Source organism: Empedobacter sp. UBA7620, assembly GCF_002484185.1.
GTDB lineage: Bacteria > Bacteroidota > Bacteroidia > Flavobacteriales > Weeksellaceae > Empedobacter > Empedobacter falsenii_C.
The window spans coordinates 1-14,500 of the sequence record NZ_DLJI01000036.1 but is presented as its reverse complement, the minus strand read 5'-3'; the positions used below and the strand labels follow the sequence as shown (position 1 = coordinate 14,500).

16 protein-coding genes, 1 tRNA gene and 1 pseudogene are annotated in these 14,500 nt (G+C 30.1%); 6 read left to right on the top strand and 12 right to left on the bottom strand.

All coding sequences use genetic code 11. The annotated features are described in order from the left end of the window. Positions 1–10: 10 nt before the first annotated feature. Positions 11–574, bottom strand: a complete 564-nt coding sequence (locus B2217_RS08605; RefSeq protein WP_180904965.1) for a hypothetical protein — start codon at positions 572–574, stop codon at positions 11–13. 123 nt (positions 575–697) lie between these two features. Between B2217_RS08605 and B2217_RS08600 the strand changes: the two genes are divergently transcribed. Both B2217_RS08600 and aroC read left to right on the top strand, forming a co-directional pair. Beyond that, a complete protein-coding gene (locus B2217_RS08600; protein WP_038334667.1) occupies positions 698–1,771 on the top strand; it encodes a 3-oxoacyl-ACP synthase III family protein in 1,074 nt (357 codons plus the stop codon). Between the two features lie 22 nt (positions 1,772–1,793). Further along, positions 1,794–2,852 (top strand): chorismate synthase, encoded by a 1,059-nt coding sequence (gene aroC / locus B2217_RS08595; protein ID WP_291122326.1) that lies wholly within the window; start codon positions 1,794–1,796, stop codon positions 2,850–2,852. 130 nt (positions 2,853–2,982) lie between these two features. Here the strand turns inward: aroC and B2217_RS08590 are convergent, their stop codons facing one another. Both B2217_RS08590 and B2217_RS08585 read right to left on the bottom strand, forming a co-directional pair. Next, a complete protein-coding gene (locus B2217_RS08590) occupies positions 2,983–3,663 on the bottom strand; it encodes a LytR/AlgR family response regulator transcription factor (protein ID WP_125348776.1) in 681 nt (226 codons plus the stop codon). Then, positions 3,650–4,717, bottom strand: a complete 1,068-nt coding sequence (locus B2217_RS08585; protein ID WP_052217739.1) for a sensor histidine kinase — start codon at positions 4,715–4,717, stop codon at positions 3,650–3,652. Before B2217_RS08585 ends, B2217_RS08590 begins: the two co-directional genes overlap by 14 nt. Before the next feature lie 142 nt (positions 4,718–4,859). Here B2217_RS08585 and B2217_RS08580 point away from each other — a divergent pair, with 142 nt between their 5' ends. Next, positions 4,860–5,684, top strand: a complete 825-nt coding sequence (locus tag B2217_RS08580; RefSeq protein ID WP_280038012.1) for a DUF5694 domain-containing protein — start codon at positions 4,860–4,862, stop codon at positions 5,682–5,684. Between the two features lie 208 nt (positions 5,685–5,892). Here the strand turns inward: B2217_RS08580 and rplI are convergent. From rplI to rpsF, 3 genes and pseudogenes are all read right to left on the bottom strand, one after another. Continuing rightward, a pseudogene (gene rplI / locus B2217_RS08575) lies at positions 5,893–6,390 on the bottom strand (50S ribosomal protein L9); the annotation flags it as partial. Positions 6,391–6,411: 21 nt separating this feature from the next. Next, a complete protein-coding gene (gene rpsR, locus B2217_RS08570) occupies positions 6,412–6,714 on the bottom strand; it encodes a 30S ribosomal protein S18 (RefSeq protein ID WP_019976570.1) in 303 nt (100 codons plus the stop codon). A gap of 8 nt (positions 6,715–6,722) precedes the next feature. Further along, a complete protein-coding gene (gene rpsF, locus B2217_RS08565; protein WP_038334492.1) occupies positions 6,723–7,070 on the bottom strand; it encodes a 30S ribosomal protein S6 in 348 nt (115 codons plus the stop codon). Between the two features lie 338 nt (positions 7,071–7,408). On the opposite strand from rpsF, the gene B2217_RS08560 reads away from it, so the two are divergent. Next, positions 7,409–8,713 carry an aminopeptidase P family protein gene (locus B2217_RS08560; RefSeq protein ID WP_180904959.1) on the top strand — a complete coding sequence of 435 codons (1,305 nt, stop codon included), beginning with the start codon at positions 7,409–7,411 and terminating at the stop codon, positions 8,711–8,713. Positions 8,714–8,768: 55 nt separating this feature from the next. On the opposite strand, the gene B2217_RS08555 is transcribed toward B2217_RS08560, so the two are convergent. From B2217_RS08555 to B2217_RS08540, 4 genes are all read right to left on the bottom strand, one after another. Continuing rightward, positions 8,769–9,509, bottom strand: a complete 741-nt coding sequence (locus B2217_RS08555; RefSeq protein WP_291100927.1) for a hypothetical protein — start codon at positions 9,507–9,509, stop codon at positions 8,769–8,771. 54 nt (positions 9,510–9,563) lie between these two features. Then, positions 9,564–10,766, bottom strand: coding sequence for a nicotinate phosphoribosyltransferase (pncB, locus tag B2217_RS08550; protein WP_291122324.1), 1,203 nt, complete (start codon positions 10,764–10,766; stop codon positions 9,564–9,566). Between the two features lie 96 nt (positions 10,767–10,862). After that, the gene (locus B2217_RS08545) at positions 10,863–11,627 is read right to left on the bottom strand and encodes a hypothetical protein (protein ID WP_038334496.1); all 765 of its coding nucleotides are present in this window, start codon (positions 11,625–11,627) and stop codon (positions 10,863–10,865) included. A gap of 68 nt (positions 11,628–11,695) precedes the next feature. Next, a complete protein-coding gene (locus tag B2217_RS08540; protein WP_038334498.1) occupies positions 11,696–12,403 on the bottom strand; it encodes a hypothetical protein in 708 nt (235 codons plus the stop codon). A gap of 71 nt (positions 12,404–12,474) precedes the next feature. On the opposite strand from B2217_RS08540, the gene B2217_RS08535 reads away from it, so the two are divergent. Continuing rightward, positions 12,475–12,888: an RNA-binding S4 domain-containing protein gene (locus B2217_RS08535; protein WP_038334500.1), complete on the top strand. Its 414-nt coding sequence runs from the start codon at positions 12,475–12,477 to the stop codon at positions 12,886–12,888. Here the strand turns inward: B2217_RS08535 and B2217_RS08530 are convergent. Continuing rightward, positions 12,885–13,412 carry a shikimate kinase gene (locus B2217_RS08530; RefSeq protein ID WP_291122322.1) on the bottom strand — a complete coding sequence of 176 codons (528 nt, stop codon included), beginning with the start codon at positions 13,410–13,412 and terminating at the stop codon, positions 12,885–12,887. The two genes, B2217_RS08535 and B2217_RS08530, sit on opposite strands and share 4 nt — an antisense overlap. Positions 13,413–13,414: 2 nt before the next feature. Next, positions 13,415–14,020, bottom strand: a complete 606-nt coding sequence (locus B2217_RS08525; protein ID WP_115001390.1) for a hypothetical protein — start codon at positions 14,018–14,020, stop codon at positions 13,415–13,417. 298 nt (positions 14,021–14,318) lie between these two features. Between B2217_RS08525 and B2217_RS08520 the strand changes: the two genes are divergently transcribed. Then, a tRNA-Lys gene (locus tag B2217_RS08520) sits at positions 14,319–14,391 on the top strand. Positions 14,392–14,500 lie beyond the last annotated feature (109 nt).

Genomic DNA, 14,500 nt, shown 5'->3' with positions numbered 1-14,500 from the left:
AATCTAAATCTTATTCGTAATTCTCGAAATAAAATTGTTTAAAATCTTCTTTGTTAAATATTTTCGATAAATCAGTTGCTTTCTCGCTTCCGCCACTTTTTATAAACATCTTAGGATAATCCTGATCGATGTTGTAGTAAAAGTTTTCGATGTATAATTGAGAAGATTTTTCGATAATTCCGTGATAAACCTTGTTATCTATTGCAATATTGTTTGATAAAAAGATAGAATCTTTGTTTTTTCTAACACCATAAGGTCGTGTAAATGTATAATATTCTTGATGCGTTGGATTTATAAAACCATTTGCTCTTGTAATATCTACAACTGTATCTACATTTTTGTTATTAAAACTATAAACGATATGCGCTTTTCCTTTTTTCAGGTCTACTCTTGCATTTTGTTGCGGTGCAATTGTAAAATCTTTATCGTTAATTTTGATTGTCAAGGTTTTGTTTGATGGATTGTCAATCACATACCCATCTTTTTTGCTCAAAAAAGTGTTATAAACAACAACGATCAAAGCAGCTAATCCACAGACGATTAAAAGACCAATTAATGAAGGATTTTTTTTCATGCTGCTAAATTAATTATACTTTATTAATTTCGGCATGAGTTATTACATATTTTTCATGACTATTTTAATGAAATGTGTAACTTTGTCGCTATTATTTTTTTATTAAAATTGAACAATATTAATATGATAAACTCTGTAATTACAGGTTCTGGACACTATTTACCAAATAGAATTGTTACGAACGAAGATTTTGTTAACCACGAATTTTATGACGAAAGTGGAAATCGTTTGGATAAAACTGGTGAAGAAATTACGCGTAAATTTGAGGAAATTACAGAAATCAGAGAAAGAAGATATGTAGAAGATGATTTATTAAATTCTGATATCGCAACTTTTGCAGCTAAAAAAGCAATTGAAGAATCTGGCGTTAATCCAGAAGAATTAGATTATATAATCGTTGGGCACAACTTTGGAGATATTGATCCTGTTGGTCATCAAATTGATATTATGCCGTCAATTTCGGCAAAAGTGAAACACAATTTAGGAATCAAAAACCTAAAATGTAAGCCTTATGATATGACATTTGGTTGTCCTGGTTGGATAGAATCATTGATTTTAGGACATCAATTTATTCAAGCAAATATTGCAAAGAAAGTTTTGGTAATTGGTTCTGATACGTTATCTCGTGCTGTAGATCCACATGATCGTTCTGCGATGATTTTTGCAGATGGAGCAGGAGCAGTGGTTTTGGAAGCAAAAGAAGCTGACTATAAATATGGAATCATCAATCATGAAACTTTAAGTTATACAGGTGATGAATTGGCTTATTTGACAAATGGACGTTCTGCTAATCCAGACTATAAAGGTTCAATCAAAACAATTAATATGAAAGGTCGTAAAGTTTACGAATTCGTATTAAAAAATGTTCCACCAGCAATAAAAGAATTGTTAGACGAAACAAATTTATCAATTACTGATATTGATAAAATTTTATTGCACCAAGCAAATGCAAAAATGGATCATGCGATGATAGAGCGTTTATACAAATTATATGGTGTGGCTGTTCCAGAAAAAATTGATCCAATGACGGTTCAATTCTTAGGAAATACATCTGTAGCAACGGTTCCTACAATGTTTGATTTAATCAAAAAAGGAGAATTAGCTCCTCATCAATTTCACGCAAATGATAAAATTATTTTAGCTTCTGTTGGAGCTACAATGAATGTTAATGCAGTGATTTATCAATTCGAAAAATAAAAACAAAAACTCATATACTATTGTGAATACATTCGGAAGACTATTTAAAATTTCAACTTTTGGCGAAAGTCATGGTGTAGCGATTGGAGGTGTAATTGATGGCGTTCCAAGTGGAATCGAATTAGATTTTGATTGGATACAAGCACAATTAGATCGTCGTAAGCCAGGGCAATCTGCAATTGTGACACAACGAAAAGAACCAGATACAGTACAATTTCTTTCAGGTATTTTTGAAGGAAAAACAACAGGTGCTTCTATCGGGTTTATTATTCCGAATGATAATCAAAAATCTCACGATTACGATCATATCAAAGGCGTTTTTCGTCCTTCTCATGCCGATTTTACATACGAAACCAAATATGGTGTTCGCGATCATAAAGGTGGAGGAAGAACTTCTGCGCGCGAAACGGCGAATTGGGTTGTAGGTGGCGCTGTTGCAAAACATGTGATTCCAAATATCACTATTACGGCTTATGTAAGCGGAGTGGGTGAGTTGAAGTTGGATAATGATTATTCTACATTAGATTTTTCTAAAATTGAAGATACGGCAGTACGTTGTCCAGATCTAGAAATGGCAGAAAAAATGATTGATCGTATCAAAGAAATTCGCAAAGAAGGAGATACAATTGGAGGTGAAGTGACTTGCGTTATTCAAAATGTGCCAGTTGGTTTAGGTGAACCAATTTTTGATAAATTGCACGCGCGTTTAGGGCAAGCAATGATGTCGATAAATGCCGTAAAAGGTTTTGAATACGGCGAAGGTTTTGCTTCTACATCGATGAAAGGTTCAGAAATGAATGATCAATTCAACCAAGATGGAACAACAAGAACCAATTATTCTGGAGGAATACAAGGTGGAGTTTCAAATGGAATGGATATTTATTTTAAAGTTGCTTTCAAGCCAGTTGCGACATTAATGCAAGAACAAACAACGTTGAATGCAGATGGCAAAATGGTAGAAATGCATGGAAAAGGTCGTCACGATCCTTGTGTTGTTCCAAGAGCCGTTCCTATTGTAGAAAGTTTAGCTGCGATGGTTTTGGCTGATATGTTGCTGATACAACGAACAAGAAATATATAAACAAAAAACTCCAACCTTTAAAGTTGGAGTTTTTTGTTATTGTCATTCTGAATGCAGTGTTAACGAAATGAAGAATCTGAGATTTTTCGACAAGCTCGAAAAGACAAGTATTTTTTGTTCTTAATAATTCTTAACCAAAATCCTTCATTTCTTTTCGATAAGTTTCTCCAATTGGTAAAATTTTCTGATTGAGATAAACAGAATTTCCATCAATAGAAGTTAAAAAATCAAGATTGATGATATACGAACGATGAATTCTTTTGAAATGATTTGGTAATTTTTCTTCGAAAGACTTCATGGTTTCTAAGACTAATATTTTTTCAGTTTTGGTATGAATTCGAATATAATCTTTCAAACCTTCAATGTAAATTAAATCTGAAAAATTAATTTTTACTTGCTTTCCATTTGCTTTTACAAACAAATAAGTCGACTGATTTTTAGTTGATGTCGTTTGAAAAAAATCAACATATTTTTTTATAGAGGCATCAAAACGTTCTTTCGTAATAGGTTTCAATAAATAATCAACCACATGAAAATTAAAACTTTCTAAAGCATAATCTTGATAAGCTGTTGTGACAATGAATTTCTGAGAATGATCAAGGATTTTCATCAACTGAATTCCAGTCAATTCGGGCATTTGAATATCTGTGAAAATAAGATCAACTTTATTATTTTTGAGAAAATCAATTGCTTCAAAAACTTCAGTTGTTGCAAGTGAAACAATTAAATTTTCATTTTCAGAAGCATGTTTTTTCAATAATTCAACAGCTAAAGGTTCATCGTCTAAAATAATACACTTAATTTTCGTCATTTAATGGAATTTTTAAGTAAATATGAAAGGTTTCATAATCGTTTTTAATTTCGAAAGTATAATTATTTCCGAAATAATAATTCAATCTTTTTTTCAAATTCGTTAATCCAATTCCTGAAGTTTCATCTTTTTGATGTTGATTAATTTTATTTGAAACGGAAATCTCAAGGTATTCAGAATTAGTTTTTAAATTGATTTTAATTGGATGATTAATGTCTTTTACAACACCATGTTTTATTGCATTTTCGATTAAAGGCGAAATAATATATGGATGAATTAATTTTTTAGAATTCTCAATCAAAAATTCTTTTTCGACATAAAATTTTTCTCCATAACGAATCTGCTCCAAATCTAAATATTGATTGATGTAATCAATTTCTCGTTCAATTTCAATTTTATCTTTATTGGTTTCGTAGGTTGTAAAACGCATAATTGCACTCAAATTTTCGATTGCTTTTAACGAATGAGGAGAATTTACACTCACCAAACTATAAATATTATTGAGTGTATTAAACAAAAAATGAGGATTTATTTGAGATTTTAAAAAATTAATTTCAGCTTCTTTTTTCTCTTTTTCAATGATGTTATTTTGTTTTAGTGTATGGATTGAATGAAATGTCATCCATAAAAAAAGTGACGAAAAAACGATAAAAGAACCATAATGTAAATTGTCGTAAATGTAAAAACTAATCGTTGTTCCTTCAAAATAATTGACTTTATGGAACAAAAAATCTGTAATAATTTGCTCAATAAAATAACGAACAATAATGAATGTTGTAAAGGAACATACTATAGAGAATAATATCGATTTCCAATTTATTTTTTTAAGAAAATAGGGGGCAATAAAAAAATAGATAATAAAAATTGTAATTAACTGAACAATATACATTGTTGATGCAAATAATGTAATTGATTTAAAAAATGAATTTCCGTTAGTTAGATTAACTAATCCAATTGTTATGTAATCAAACAGAATGTAAATAACCCAAAAACCTAAAAGTATAAATACGCTTTTTTGATTTGAGAAGCTTAAATTTTTTTTATCATCTTCCATTGTTTTTGTTTTTTGTAAAATTAGATTCTTTTCTACATAAAAGTGAAGTGATTCGTCGATTATTCAAATGGGTTAGTCGATAAATAAAAGTCAATTTTTTCAGAATCATAGAAATTTGAATCATAATTAAAAATTAACTCAAATGAAAAACTTATTTATTGCAATTGCTACATTTATTGGTACTATGAATTTATCTGCTCAAACAAAATATCAATTTCAAACAAAATTTGATGATGCTATTCCAGTTCTTAATATGGGAACTTTTCACATGGGATATACTCCAGATGCAAGTACGACTGAATTTGATGAGAATAACCAAGATAATGTTCGTCAAATACATGAAATAGCAAAGCAGATTGCGGCTTTTAAACCTACAATTATTTTAGTTGAACAAAATCCTTCTCGCAATAAAGTGTTGAATAAACTTTTTCAAGATTATTTACTTAATCCTAAAATGAAGTTTGAAAATCCAAACGAAGTTGAGTTATTGGCTTATGAAGTTGGGAGACTAAGCGGATCGAAGAAAATTTACGGAATTAATTATCAAGAAGATTATCTTTATATGCTTGGTGATTTGTTGAAAGAGCAAGATGATTCGATTACATTCAAAAGATACATTGAAATGTTCCGAAATAATGAATCGAAAAATGGAGTAACAAAAAAAGATGTAAAATTAAAAGAGTTATTGCAGTACTATAATCAACCAGAATTTTTAGATTTTTCTGTTGCAGTTAATGCGGATATGTTAACGACGGTTTCATACAAAAAATATCCAGTAGGAGCAGAGCAAGCGGCGAAATATTATCATAGAAATTTAGCTATGTTCTCAAATATGAACAATGTGCCGATTACAAAAGACGATCGTATTTTTGTATTAATGGGTGCTACGCATACGGCTTTCTTCAAAGATTTCTTACGACGTTCGCCAAAGTTTAAAGAAGTAAATACGTTAGATTATCTAAAATAAAAGCATAAAAAAACCTCGCAATTGCGAGGTTTTTTTATATATAGTTGAATAATAATTATTCTTCTGTAGATGGAGCTTCTTCTGTAGCAACTTCTTCTGATACTTCCTCTTTTTTCGCTTTTTTGTCGTTAGCGTAAATTGGGTTATCGAAGTTAAAGAAAGAACCTTCTTCTTTATTAGCGTTAGCTGCTTTTTGAGCATCTAATTTAGCTAATTCTGCTCTAGTTTTAGCAGCTTCTTCAGCAGCTTTGATAGATGCAGCATCTGGTACAATTTCAAATCCGAAATCTACTTCAACATCTCTGTGGAAACGAACTTTAGCTTCGTATTTTCCTAAACGTTTGATAGTGTTTCCAGGGATTCTAATGTTTTTCTTCTCGATTTCAACACCAGCTTTTACTAAAGCTTCTGCTAAATCTGCATTGTTGATAGATCCAAATAATTTGTCTCCAGAACCAACTTTAGCGTCGATTTTAACAACTAAACCATCTAATTTAGCTGCTTTTTCTTTTGCTGCAGCGATTAATGTAGCTTCTTCTGCTTTACGAGCTTCTAAAACTTCGTTTAATGCTTTTACGTTATTTGGAGTTGCAACTGATGCTAATCCACGAGGGATTAAGAAGTTACGTGCGTATCCAGGTTTTACTGAAACAACTTCAAATTCAAAACCTAAACCTTCTACATCTTGTCTTAAAATTACGTTCATGATATTTTAATATTTAGGTTATTATTTTAATTGATCACCAATAAATGGCATTAATGCTAAGTGACGAGCTCTTTTGATCGCTTTAGAAACTTTTCTTTGGTATTTTAAAGATGTTCCTGTGTAACGACGAGGTAAAATTTTACCTTGCTCATTCACGAATTGAATTAAGAAATCAGCGTCTTTATAGTCAACGTATTTGATTCCAAATTTTTTGAAACGACAATATTTTGAGTTTGATTGTGTTTCGATATCTAAAGGAGATAAATAACGGATTTCTGATTCGCTACCTCCAGCTGCTTTTTTTGCTAAATCGTCAATTGCCATAGCTTTGCTTATTTGTTAGAGTTAGACTTTAATTTTGTTCTACGTTTTTCTGCCCAGTCCATACCGTGTTTGTCTAATTTCACAGTTAAGAAACGGATTACACGCTCATCACGTTTGTAAGCAACTTCTAATTGAGAAACTAACTCGTTATTGTCTGATTTAAATTCTACTAAGTGGTAGAATCCATTTCTTTTGTTTTGAATTGGGTAAGCTAATTTTTTTAAGCCCCAGTTCTCTTTTGCTACGATTTCACCACCGTTAGCAGTAACAAAGTCATTGAATTTATTAACTGCTTCCTCTACCTGAGAATCAGATAGAACGGGAGTCAAAATGAAAACAGTTTCGTAATGTGTCATTTTTAACTTCTTTTAAGTTATTATTTATACTAAAATTCGAGGTGCAAATATATAAATAATAATCCAAATATTACAAATGAATATTTATTGAATTTTTATTAAAACCTTATTTATTGAATATTATCGTTTTATCATATTGACGTTAAAAAAATATTGACTTTTTTAAAAAAAAATTTGCAGTTTAAAAAAAGTAGCTTACATTTGTCAACATAAAAGGCTAATGGCTTTTTCATAGGTTTAGGTTGGTTAAGGTTAAAACCCTCGTTTCTGCGAGGGTTTTCCTTTTTTTTCTAAAAACATCTTCTTAAATTTGGTCATAATAATTAATGTAAAATTTTATGACAACAAAATACAATCCTATTCCAAGCGAGTTATTCGTAAAGAACAGAGCGAAATTTGTAAAAGCAATGAAACCTCGTTCTCTTGCTATTTTCAATTCTAACGATATTTATCCAATTTCTTCAGATTCTACGTTACCGTTTGCACAACATCGTGATATTTTTTATTTATCTGGAGTTGATCAAGAAGAATCTATCTTATTAATTTTTCCTGACGCTTACGATCCTAAATATAAGGAAGTATTATTTGTTCGTGAAACAAACGATCATATTGCAGTTTGGGAAGGAGAAAAATTATCAAAAGCTCAAGCAACAGAAGTTTCTGGAATCAAAACTGTACTTTGGTTACAAGATTTACCAAATGTTTTGCGCAAATTGATGGTAGAAGCAGATAATGTTTATGTAAATAAAAATGAGCATTATCGCGTAACAGAAGCACCTCAAGTAGAAACGCGCGAAGATCGTTTTGTAAAACAATTGAAAGTAGATTATCCTGGACATACTTATTTACGTTCAAATCCTATTTTGCAACGTTTACGTTCTGTAAAAGAACCAGAAGAAATTCAATTGATTCAACAAGCGTGTGATATCACAGAAAAAGGTTTTCGTCGTATTTTAAATTTCGTAAAACCTGGAGTTTGGGAATTCGAAATCGAAGCTGAGTTTGTTCACGAATTTCTTCGTAATCGTTCAAAAGGTTTTGCATACACGCCAATTATTGCGTCTGGAAATAATGCAAATGTGTTGCATTATATTCAAAATAATCAAGAATGTAAAGACGGTGATTTGATTTTGTTTGATGTTGCAGCTGAATATGCAAATTATTCATCAGATATGTCACGTACAATTCCAGTTAATGGAAAATATACAAAACGCCAACGCGAAGTTTATGACGCAGTTTTACGTTGTAAAAAAGAAGCGGAAACGATGTTAGTTCCTGGGAATAATTGGTACAAATACCATGAAGAATTAGGAAAAGTTTATACTTCTGAATTGTTAGGTTTAGGTTTGTTGGATAAAGCAGATGTACAAAACGAAGATCCAGCTTGGCCAGCTTACAAAAAATACATGATGCATGGAACGTCTCATCATATGGGATTAGATACACATGATTATGGTTTATTGACTGATGATTTTGTGGCTGGAATGGTTTTCACAAACGAGCCAGGATTCTATATTCCAGCAGAAGGTTTTGGAATTCGTTTGGAAGATGATTATGTAATTCAGAAAGAAGGAAAACCTTTCAACTTGATGCAAAATATTCCGTTAGAAGCAGAAGAAATCGAAGATTTAATGAATAAATAATCTTTCATTATATTAAATGATAACAAAAATGGAACTCAATATTGAGTTCCATTTTTTATTGAATAGGAGTTGAGTTAAAATTTTTATACATATCCTTAATTTGTAATTCCGAGTATATATTAATATTTCTTAATTCTAACTCTTTATAATTTTTAACTTTTTTTGTTTTTATACTTAACGGATAAGCTTCAATGATTTCATAATCAAAAACCTGAGTTGGTTTTTTTGTTATTTTTATTTTTAGAATAAATCCATCTTGAAAAAATAAATCAGAAATACCTAAATTGTTAGGTAGTTGATTAGTTACCCAAATTGTATATGTAGCATCTTGATTTTCCGCTTTATATTGTCTTGTATTAAAATTTAGGATGATAGAATCATTGTTTATTTTTGTCCAAATTAATTTTTGTAATTCCTTTTTTGTAAAAATATTTTTACCTAAAATTGGATACTCTGTGTAACTATTTATACTATCTTTTGAAGAAAATTTGTAAATAGGTCCGCTTCCAAAAGGTTTTATATTAACTTCCAAATTTGAATTTTGCTCATTGTTTATAGAACTCTCATAGACTAATTTTGATGACTTTTTATCATTTGTAAGTGTATAATAACTTGGTTTTGGATTTTGAGTTTTTTGTAAAAAATCTTCACGATTTATATTAGTTCTTTTATCTTCTTTAAATTTATTTAAAGCGAATTCAGAGAATTTTGATTTATATATTACTTCATATTTAATTTCTTCAACTTGTGCTAATACTAAGTTCGAAAGTAGGAATAGAATTAAAAACTTTTTCATTTAATGTTATTTATATGTTGAAAATACAAAAAAAATCCATTTTTAAGAAAATTCTTAATCATTTTCTGGCGCATCATGCGATGGAATGTCATCTAAATCTAACATTTCTTTTGCAAGAGCAATCATACGTGGAGTTCCTGTGTGTTTATTTTTTTCGTCCGAAAGTTTTACAACACCAGTCCATTTTATATCTATCGAAGAAATTTCGGTTAATTTCATCACGATATTCATAGGTTTTAAATCAGTGTCATTTGTTAAGTTCGTTCCAATTCCAAATGATAATCCAATTCTTCCTTTGAAAGCTTTTGTAATCATTTCCACTTTTTCTGAATTTAATCCATCCGAGAAAATAATCGTTTTGAATAAAGGATTGATGCCCATTTTTTCGTAATGCGCAATTGTTTTTTCTCCAAATTCAATTGGATCTCCAGAATCGTGGCGAACGCCATCAAATAATTTAGATAGTTTTTTATCAAATTGTCCAAAGAAAACATCCGACGTATACGTATCTGTCAAAGCAATTCCTAAATCACCATAATAAACTTTTACCCAACGATCTAAACTGATTGAATTCGCAATTTTGAATCCGTAACGTGCACCATGAAACATAAACCATTCGTGAGCGTGTGTTCCAATTGGTTTTACACCATATTTATGCGCAAAGTGAACATTCGAAGTTCCAACAAAGCTTTTTCCTTTATGGTTTGTTAATTCTTTCATTACGACATCATGAACTTCGTAACTGTGACGACGACGGGTACCAAATTCCGCAACTGTAACGCCAAGACGATTGTATAAATCAACTTTATCGCTTGTACGTTTTGTGATTTCTTCGTTTGTGATGCGTTTTGCATTAGTTAATTTGTAAAAAACTTCACTAATTAAGCAAAGAATTGGAACCTCCCATAGAATTGTGCGGTACCAATATCCTTCTACGTGAACTTCTACATCAGCACCATTTTGGGTGATTTTTACTTCATTTGGATCATAACGATAACCTTGCAAAAAGTCTAAATAAGCAGGACTCAAATAAGGGCAATTTGTTGTGAAAAAGTCTTTTTCGTCTTTGGTTAAAGCAAGTGAAGCCATTGCATTGATTTCTTTTTGCAATTCTTCTGCAAAACCTTCAGGAAATTGATGTTCACCACGGTTAATGAATTTATAGCGCGCCATTACATCTGGATACAATTTTGTAACGCCAAATTGCATGGTGAATTTATAGAAATCGTTATCGATAATAGATTTTATTATACTCATTTTTTAGGTTTAATTCTAATACATTTTGAAATTTAAAGATAAAAAAAAACCATCAATACAGATGGTTTTTGTAAGATTATCTTGTTTTGAAGATAATTATTTTGTTGTTCTTTTTTCGATTTTAGGTAATTCGAAATTGAAAACTATTGTAAGGTCTCTGAATGATGAGTAATCAGATAGTCCTGATCCAGAAACGTAGTATTTATTTCGTGCATAAGCTAAACGAGAAGGTAAAATGATTACACCTTGAAAGTTATACAAATCGTTTGTAGAACGTTCTGTTGTTTTGAAATGTTTTAATCCTTCTATAAAGTTTTTTAATTCTCTATGTTCTCTTTTTACTCCGTTTTTAGCTTCTGTCTCTGTTGGTGTAAAATAATAGTAATATGGATCTTGAATTGAAGATCCATCACTTACGTCTATTGAATTCCATGGATAAATTAGACCTCCAATAGAACCATATTTTCTTTTATAATCGGTGCTATTTGTCGCACGAAAAGATTTTGCTTCAATATTTAAATATATTTTTGATTCATCGTTTGAAACAATTGTTTCTCCAGTTCCTTTATGATTTGGATTTTCGGCATACCAAATTCCTAAGTTATCTTGTTTTGCTAAACTTTTTAATGTTGGATAGGCATCATCATCGTTTCCTTTGATAGTATCGAACTTTGTAAGTTTTCCATTTTTAGGATTGAAGTAAAAATCTTCCATATATTGTTGAATCGCTTCATCATCTAAAGCATTACGTTCTTCAACTGGAATTTTAGTTTCTTTATCAACACCGTTATCATCATCATTATTACATCCTACTAAAACAGCAGAACATGCAATTAAAGTAACGAAGAATTTCTTTATCATGTTATTTCGATTTATATTGCGAATATATAAAAAAAAATGAGGTAATTACCTCATTTTTTTTTTGAAAATTATTCATAATATATTTTAATAGAAGATGCTTGATCATTCCATGTATATTTTTTATTTAAACGATATTGACCTATATTCATTATTGTTAAGTTAGCAGGCGTACTAGGAGAATAATCAGTATTCCAATTTTTAAAAGTAATGGATTCACCTCCATAATTATCATCCCGATAAAACGTTATAGAAGGTCTTTTGTCAAGAGTAGCTCTAGCTGAGAATGAAGTTAATTTATCATTAAAATTGTACTGTCTTAAACTTGGAATGCCTGTTCCAAGTTGAGAAAAAGCTATAATAACTCTATCACCTTTTAAATCATTATCTTTAGTTAATAAAATATCTCCTCCGCAAGTATTTTCTGTACATGGACCAGGAAGGTCTTGAGTTAGCTTTGAAAATAAACTATTTTGACTTGTTTTAAAACTTTCAATATTGTCATAGTAAGTTAATTTATTAGCATTTACATATAAATGAAAATCTTGTTTAGAAGTTATTTCATTAAAAATTTTATCTGCTTCTGTATTTTTTAATACAAATGTAGAATCTTCCGTATAATAAAACTCAGAAGAATAATTTTTTCCATTATAACTAAATTCAAATTTTTCGGAAGTTATATTATTGTTTTCGTTATTAATAGAAGATTCGTCATCGTTACAGGAATAAAATAAACCTATTACAGTAATTGTAGATAATAAAAATAAAGTTTTTTTCATAATTTTTTTATATTTGGTAATGTAAACATAAATAAAACTATTAGTTTAACCTAACAAATATTCAGTTTTAAATGAGATTAGATAAATTTCTTTGGAGTGTTAGATATTATAAAACGAGATCTTTAGCGGCTGATGCGGTTAAAAAAAATCGTGTAAAAGTAAATGGAGATGTAGCAAAAGCGTCGCGAGATATAATCCCAGGTGATGCGATTGAGGTGAGAAAAGATCAAATAAATTTATCTTTTAAAGTATTGCAAGTGCCAAATAATAGAATTGGAGCTAAATTGTTAACCTTGCATATTGTGGATACAACGCCAAAAGAAGAATATGAAGTGTTAGAGCTTCGAAAGCTTTCGCAAGATTATTATCGTGAAAGAGGAGAAGGTCGACCAACGAAAAAAGATCGCCGAGATTTGGATGATTATTTAGAAGAGGGTGGAGAAGATACTGAAGGTATCATTATAAAAGGAGAAGATTTGGATTAATTCCAAATCTTCTCCTTTTTAAGATGTTTCATAATTTCGTCCAAAATCTCTAATGTACTTTGGTTCGAAATACTGATTGTATATTTTGCCTTTTCATAATATTGATTGCGTTCAAATAAATGTTTCGCAATAAACTCCATCATTTCTTCATTAGAAAGATGAGCAATTAAAGGTCGAGTTTCTTTTTTATTTTCTAATCGTTTCACCAATTGTGGTAATTGTACACGCATAAAAAATGAAATTGAATTGTTGGCAATTTCATTCATATTATCGAAATAAACAGGAGTTCCACCGCCTAAAGAAAGCACAATGTTTGTTGAAGTCAGAACTTCTTTTAAGGCTTCTCGTTCTTTTTTACGAAAACCTAATTCGCCTTCTTTTTCAAAAATCTCACTAATTTTTGTTTGATATTTATTTTCGATAAAATCATCAAGATCAATAAATTCGAAACCCAATGCTTTGGCTAAATCTTTTCCGGTAGTCGATTTTCCGCTACCCATATATCCTACTAAAGAAATAATCATGATTAGTCTACTGGTAAGTCTTCTGAATAAAAAATAGTTAATCTCGCATATCCATCAAACGTATCAATTTGATATGAATACGTATTCTCCAAACGTCTTGCATCATAACGTTCCACATTATAAGTTACTTGATAATCTTCGTTAGTAACGATTGAATTTGAATGATGATATTTAGATTTTGGCGCATCTTTTTTGATTTCTGCTCTATATTGATTCAAGAATTTAATAGGAAAAGAATATGTTAATTTATAAACAATCTCTTGTGAAACCTGTATTGCTGTTATTTTATTCAAAAACATTGTTCCTTGATTATTGTTTTTAATCTTCAAAGAATCTAAACGATCTGAATTTTGAATGTATAAATTTTTTCCAAGTTTAGAAACCTTGAAACAACGATCATTCAATTTTTGATGAATAATCTGTGGTTGATCTTTTATTAATTCCTTTAATTCTTTCAATGCAAAATTAGACAAATGTGCATCTTTTGTTTCCTGATTACAATTGTTTGCATATTCAGAATCGGGTACGTCTGCCTCTGGGTTGTCAGATTTTTTACACGACACTATCGAAAACAAAGCAATAATAATATATAGTATATTCTTCTTCATTCTAAAATTTCAATCTTTAAATAGCGTTCCGAAAATAATTTCGGTTCACATAGATTTAGATTTGCTGGATGACAAATATAGTATATAAATCATTTATCAAATATATAAAATGATGTTTCTATGGCTTATTTTTTCAGTTTTCTTATCCGAAATTCTATCTTTCAAAAAAAAACTAAAAATTTATCTAAATTTAAGTTCTTAAAACCGAAATGATTAATTAATAAATTGTAAAAAACTTCACAAAACGTTTGTTAAATTAGTATTAAACGCCCTATATTTGCACTCGATTTAAGAAACCGACCTGGTAGCTCAGTTGGTAGAGCACAACACTTTTAATGTTGGGGTCCTGGGTTCGAGCCCCAGCCAGGTCACTTAGTCAAAACGTTCTTTTTTATATAAAAAAATAAAAACGTCTTTCGTTTTGTAAACTCAGATATAATCGTATATTTGCAGTCCGAAAAAACGGAGACCTGGTAGCTC

Bases quoted from the DNA above. Each gene is read 5' to 3' on its own strand.
- B2217_RS08545 (WP_038334496.1), bottom strand. From the start codon at position 11,627: ATGATAAAGAAATTCTTCGTTACTTTAATTGCATGTTCTGCTGTTTTA.
- rpsR (WP_019976570.1), bottom strand. From the start codon at position 6,714: ATGGCAATTGACGATTTAGCAAAAAAAGCAGCTGGAGGTAGCGAATCA.
- B2217_RS08535 (WP_038334500.1), top strand. From the start codon at position 12,475: ATGAGATTAGATAAATTTCTTTGGAGTGTTAGATATTATAAAACGAGA.
- B2217_RS08555 (WP_291100927.1), bottom strand. From the start codon at position 9,509: ATGAAAAAGTTTTTAATTCTATTCCTACTTTCGAACTTAGTATTAGCA.
- B2217_RS08580 (WP_280038012.1), top strand. From the start codon at position 4,860: ATGAAAAACTTATTTATTGCAATTGCTACATTTATTGGTACTATGAAT.
- B2217_RS08560 (WP_180904959.1), top strand. From the start codon at position 7,409: ATGACAACAAAATACAATCCTATTCCAAGCGAGTTATTCGTAAAGAAC.
- B2217_RS08605 (WP_180904965.1), bottom strand. From the start codon at position 574: ATGAAAAAAAATCCTTCATTAATTGGTCTTTTAATCGTCTGTGGATTA.
- B2217_RS08530 (WP_291122322.1), bottom strand. From the start codon at position 13,412: ATGATTATTTCTTTAGTAGGATATATGGGTAGCGGAAAATCGACTACC.
- B2217_RS08590 (WP_125348776.1), bottom strand. From the start codon at position 3,663: ATGACGAAAATTAAGTGTATTATTTTAGACGATGAACCTTTAGCTGTT.
- rpsF (WP_038334492.1), bottom strand. From the start codon at position 7,070: ATGACACATTACGAAACTGTTTTCATTTTGACTCCCGTTCTATCTGAT.
- B2217_RS08540 (WP_038334498.1), bottom strand. From the start codon at position 12,403: ATGAAAAAAACTTTATTTTTATTATCTACAATTACTGTAATAGGTTTA.
- B2217_RS08525 (WP_115001390.1), bottom strand. From the start codon at position 14,020: ATGAAGAAGAATATACTATATATTATTATTGCTTTGTTTTCGATAGTG.
- B2217_RS08585 (WP_052217739.1), bottom strand. From the start codon at position 4,717: ATGGAAGATGATAAAAAAAATTTAAGCTTCTCAAATCAAAAAAGCGTA.
- pncB (WP_291122324.1), bottom strand. From the start codon at position 10,766: ATGAGTATAATAAAATCTATTATCGATAACGATTTCTATAAATTCACC.
- B2217_RS08600 (WP_038334667.1), top strand. From the start codon at position 698: ATGATAAACTCTGTAATTACAGGTTCTGGACACTATTTACCAAATAGA.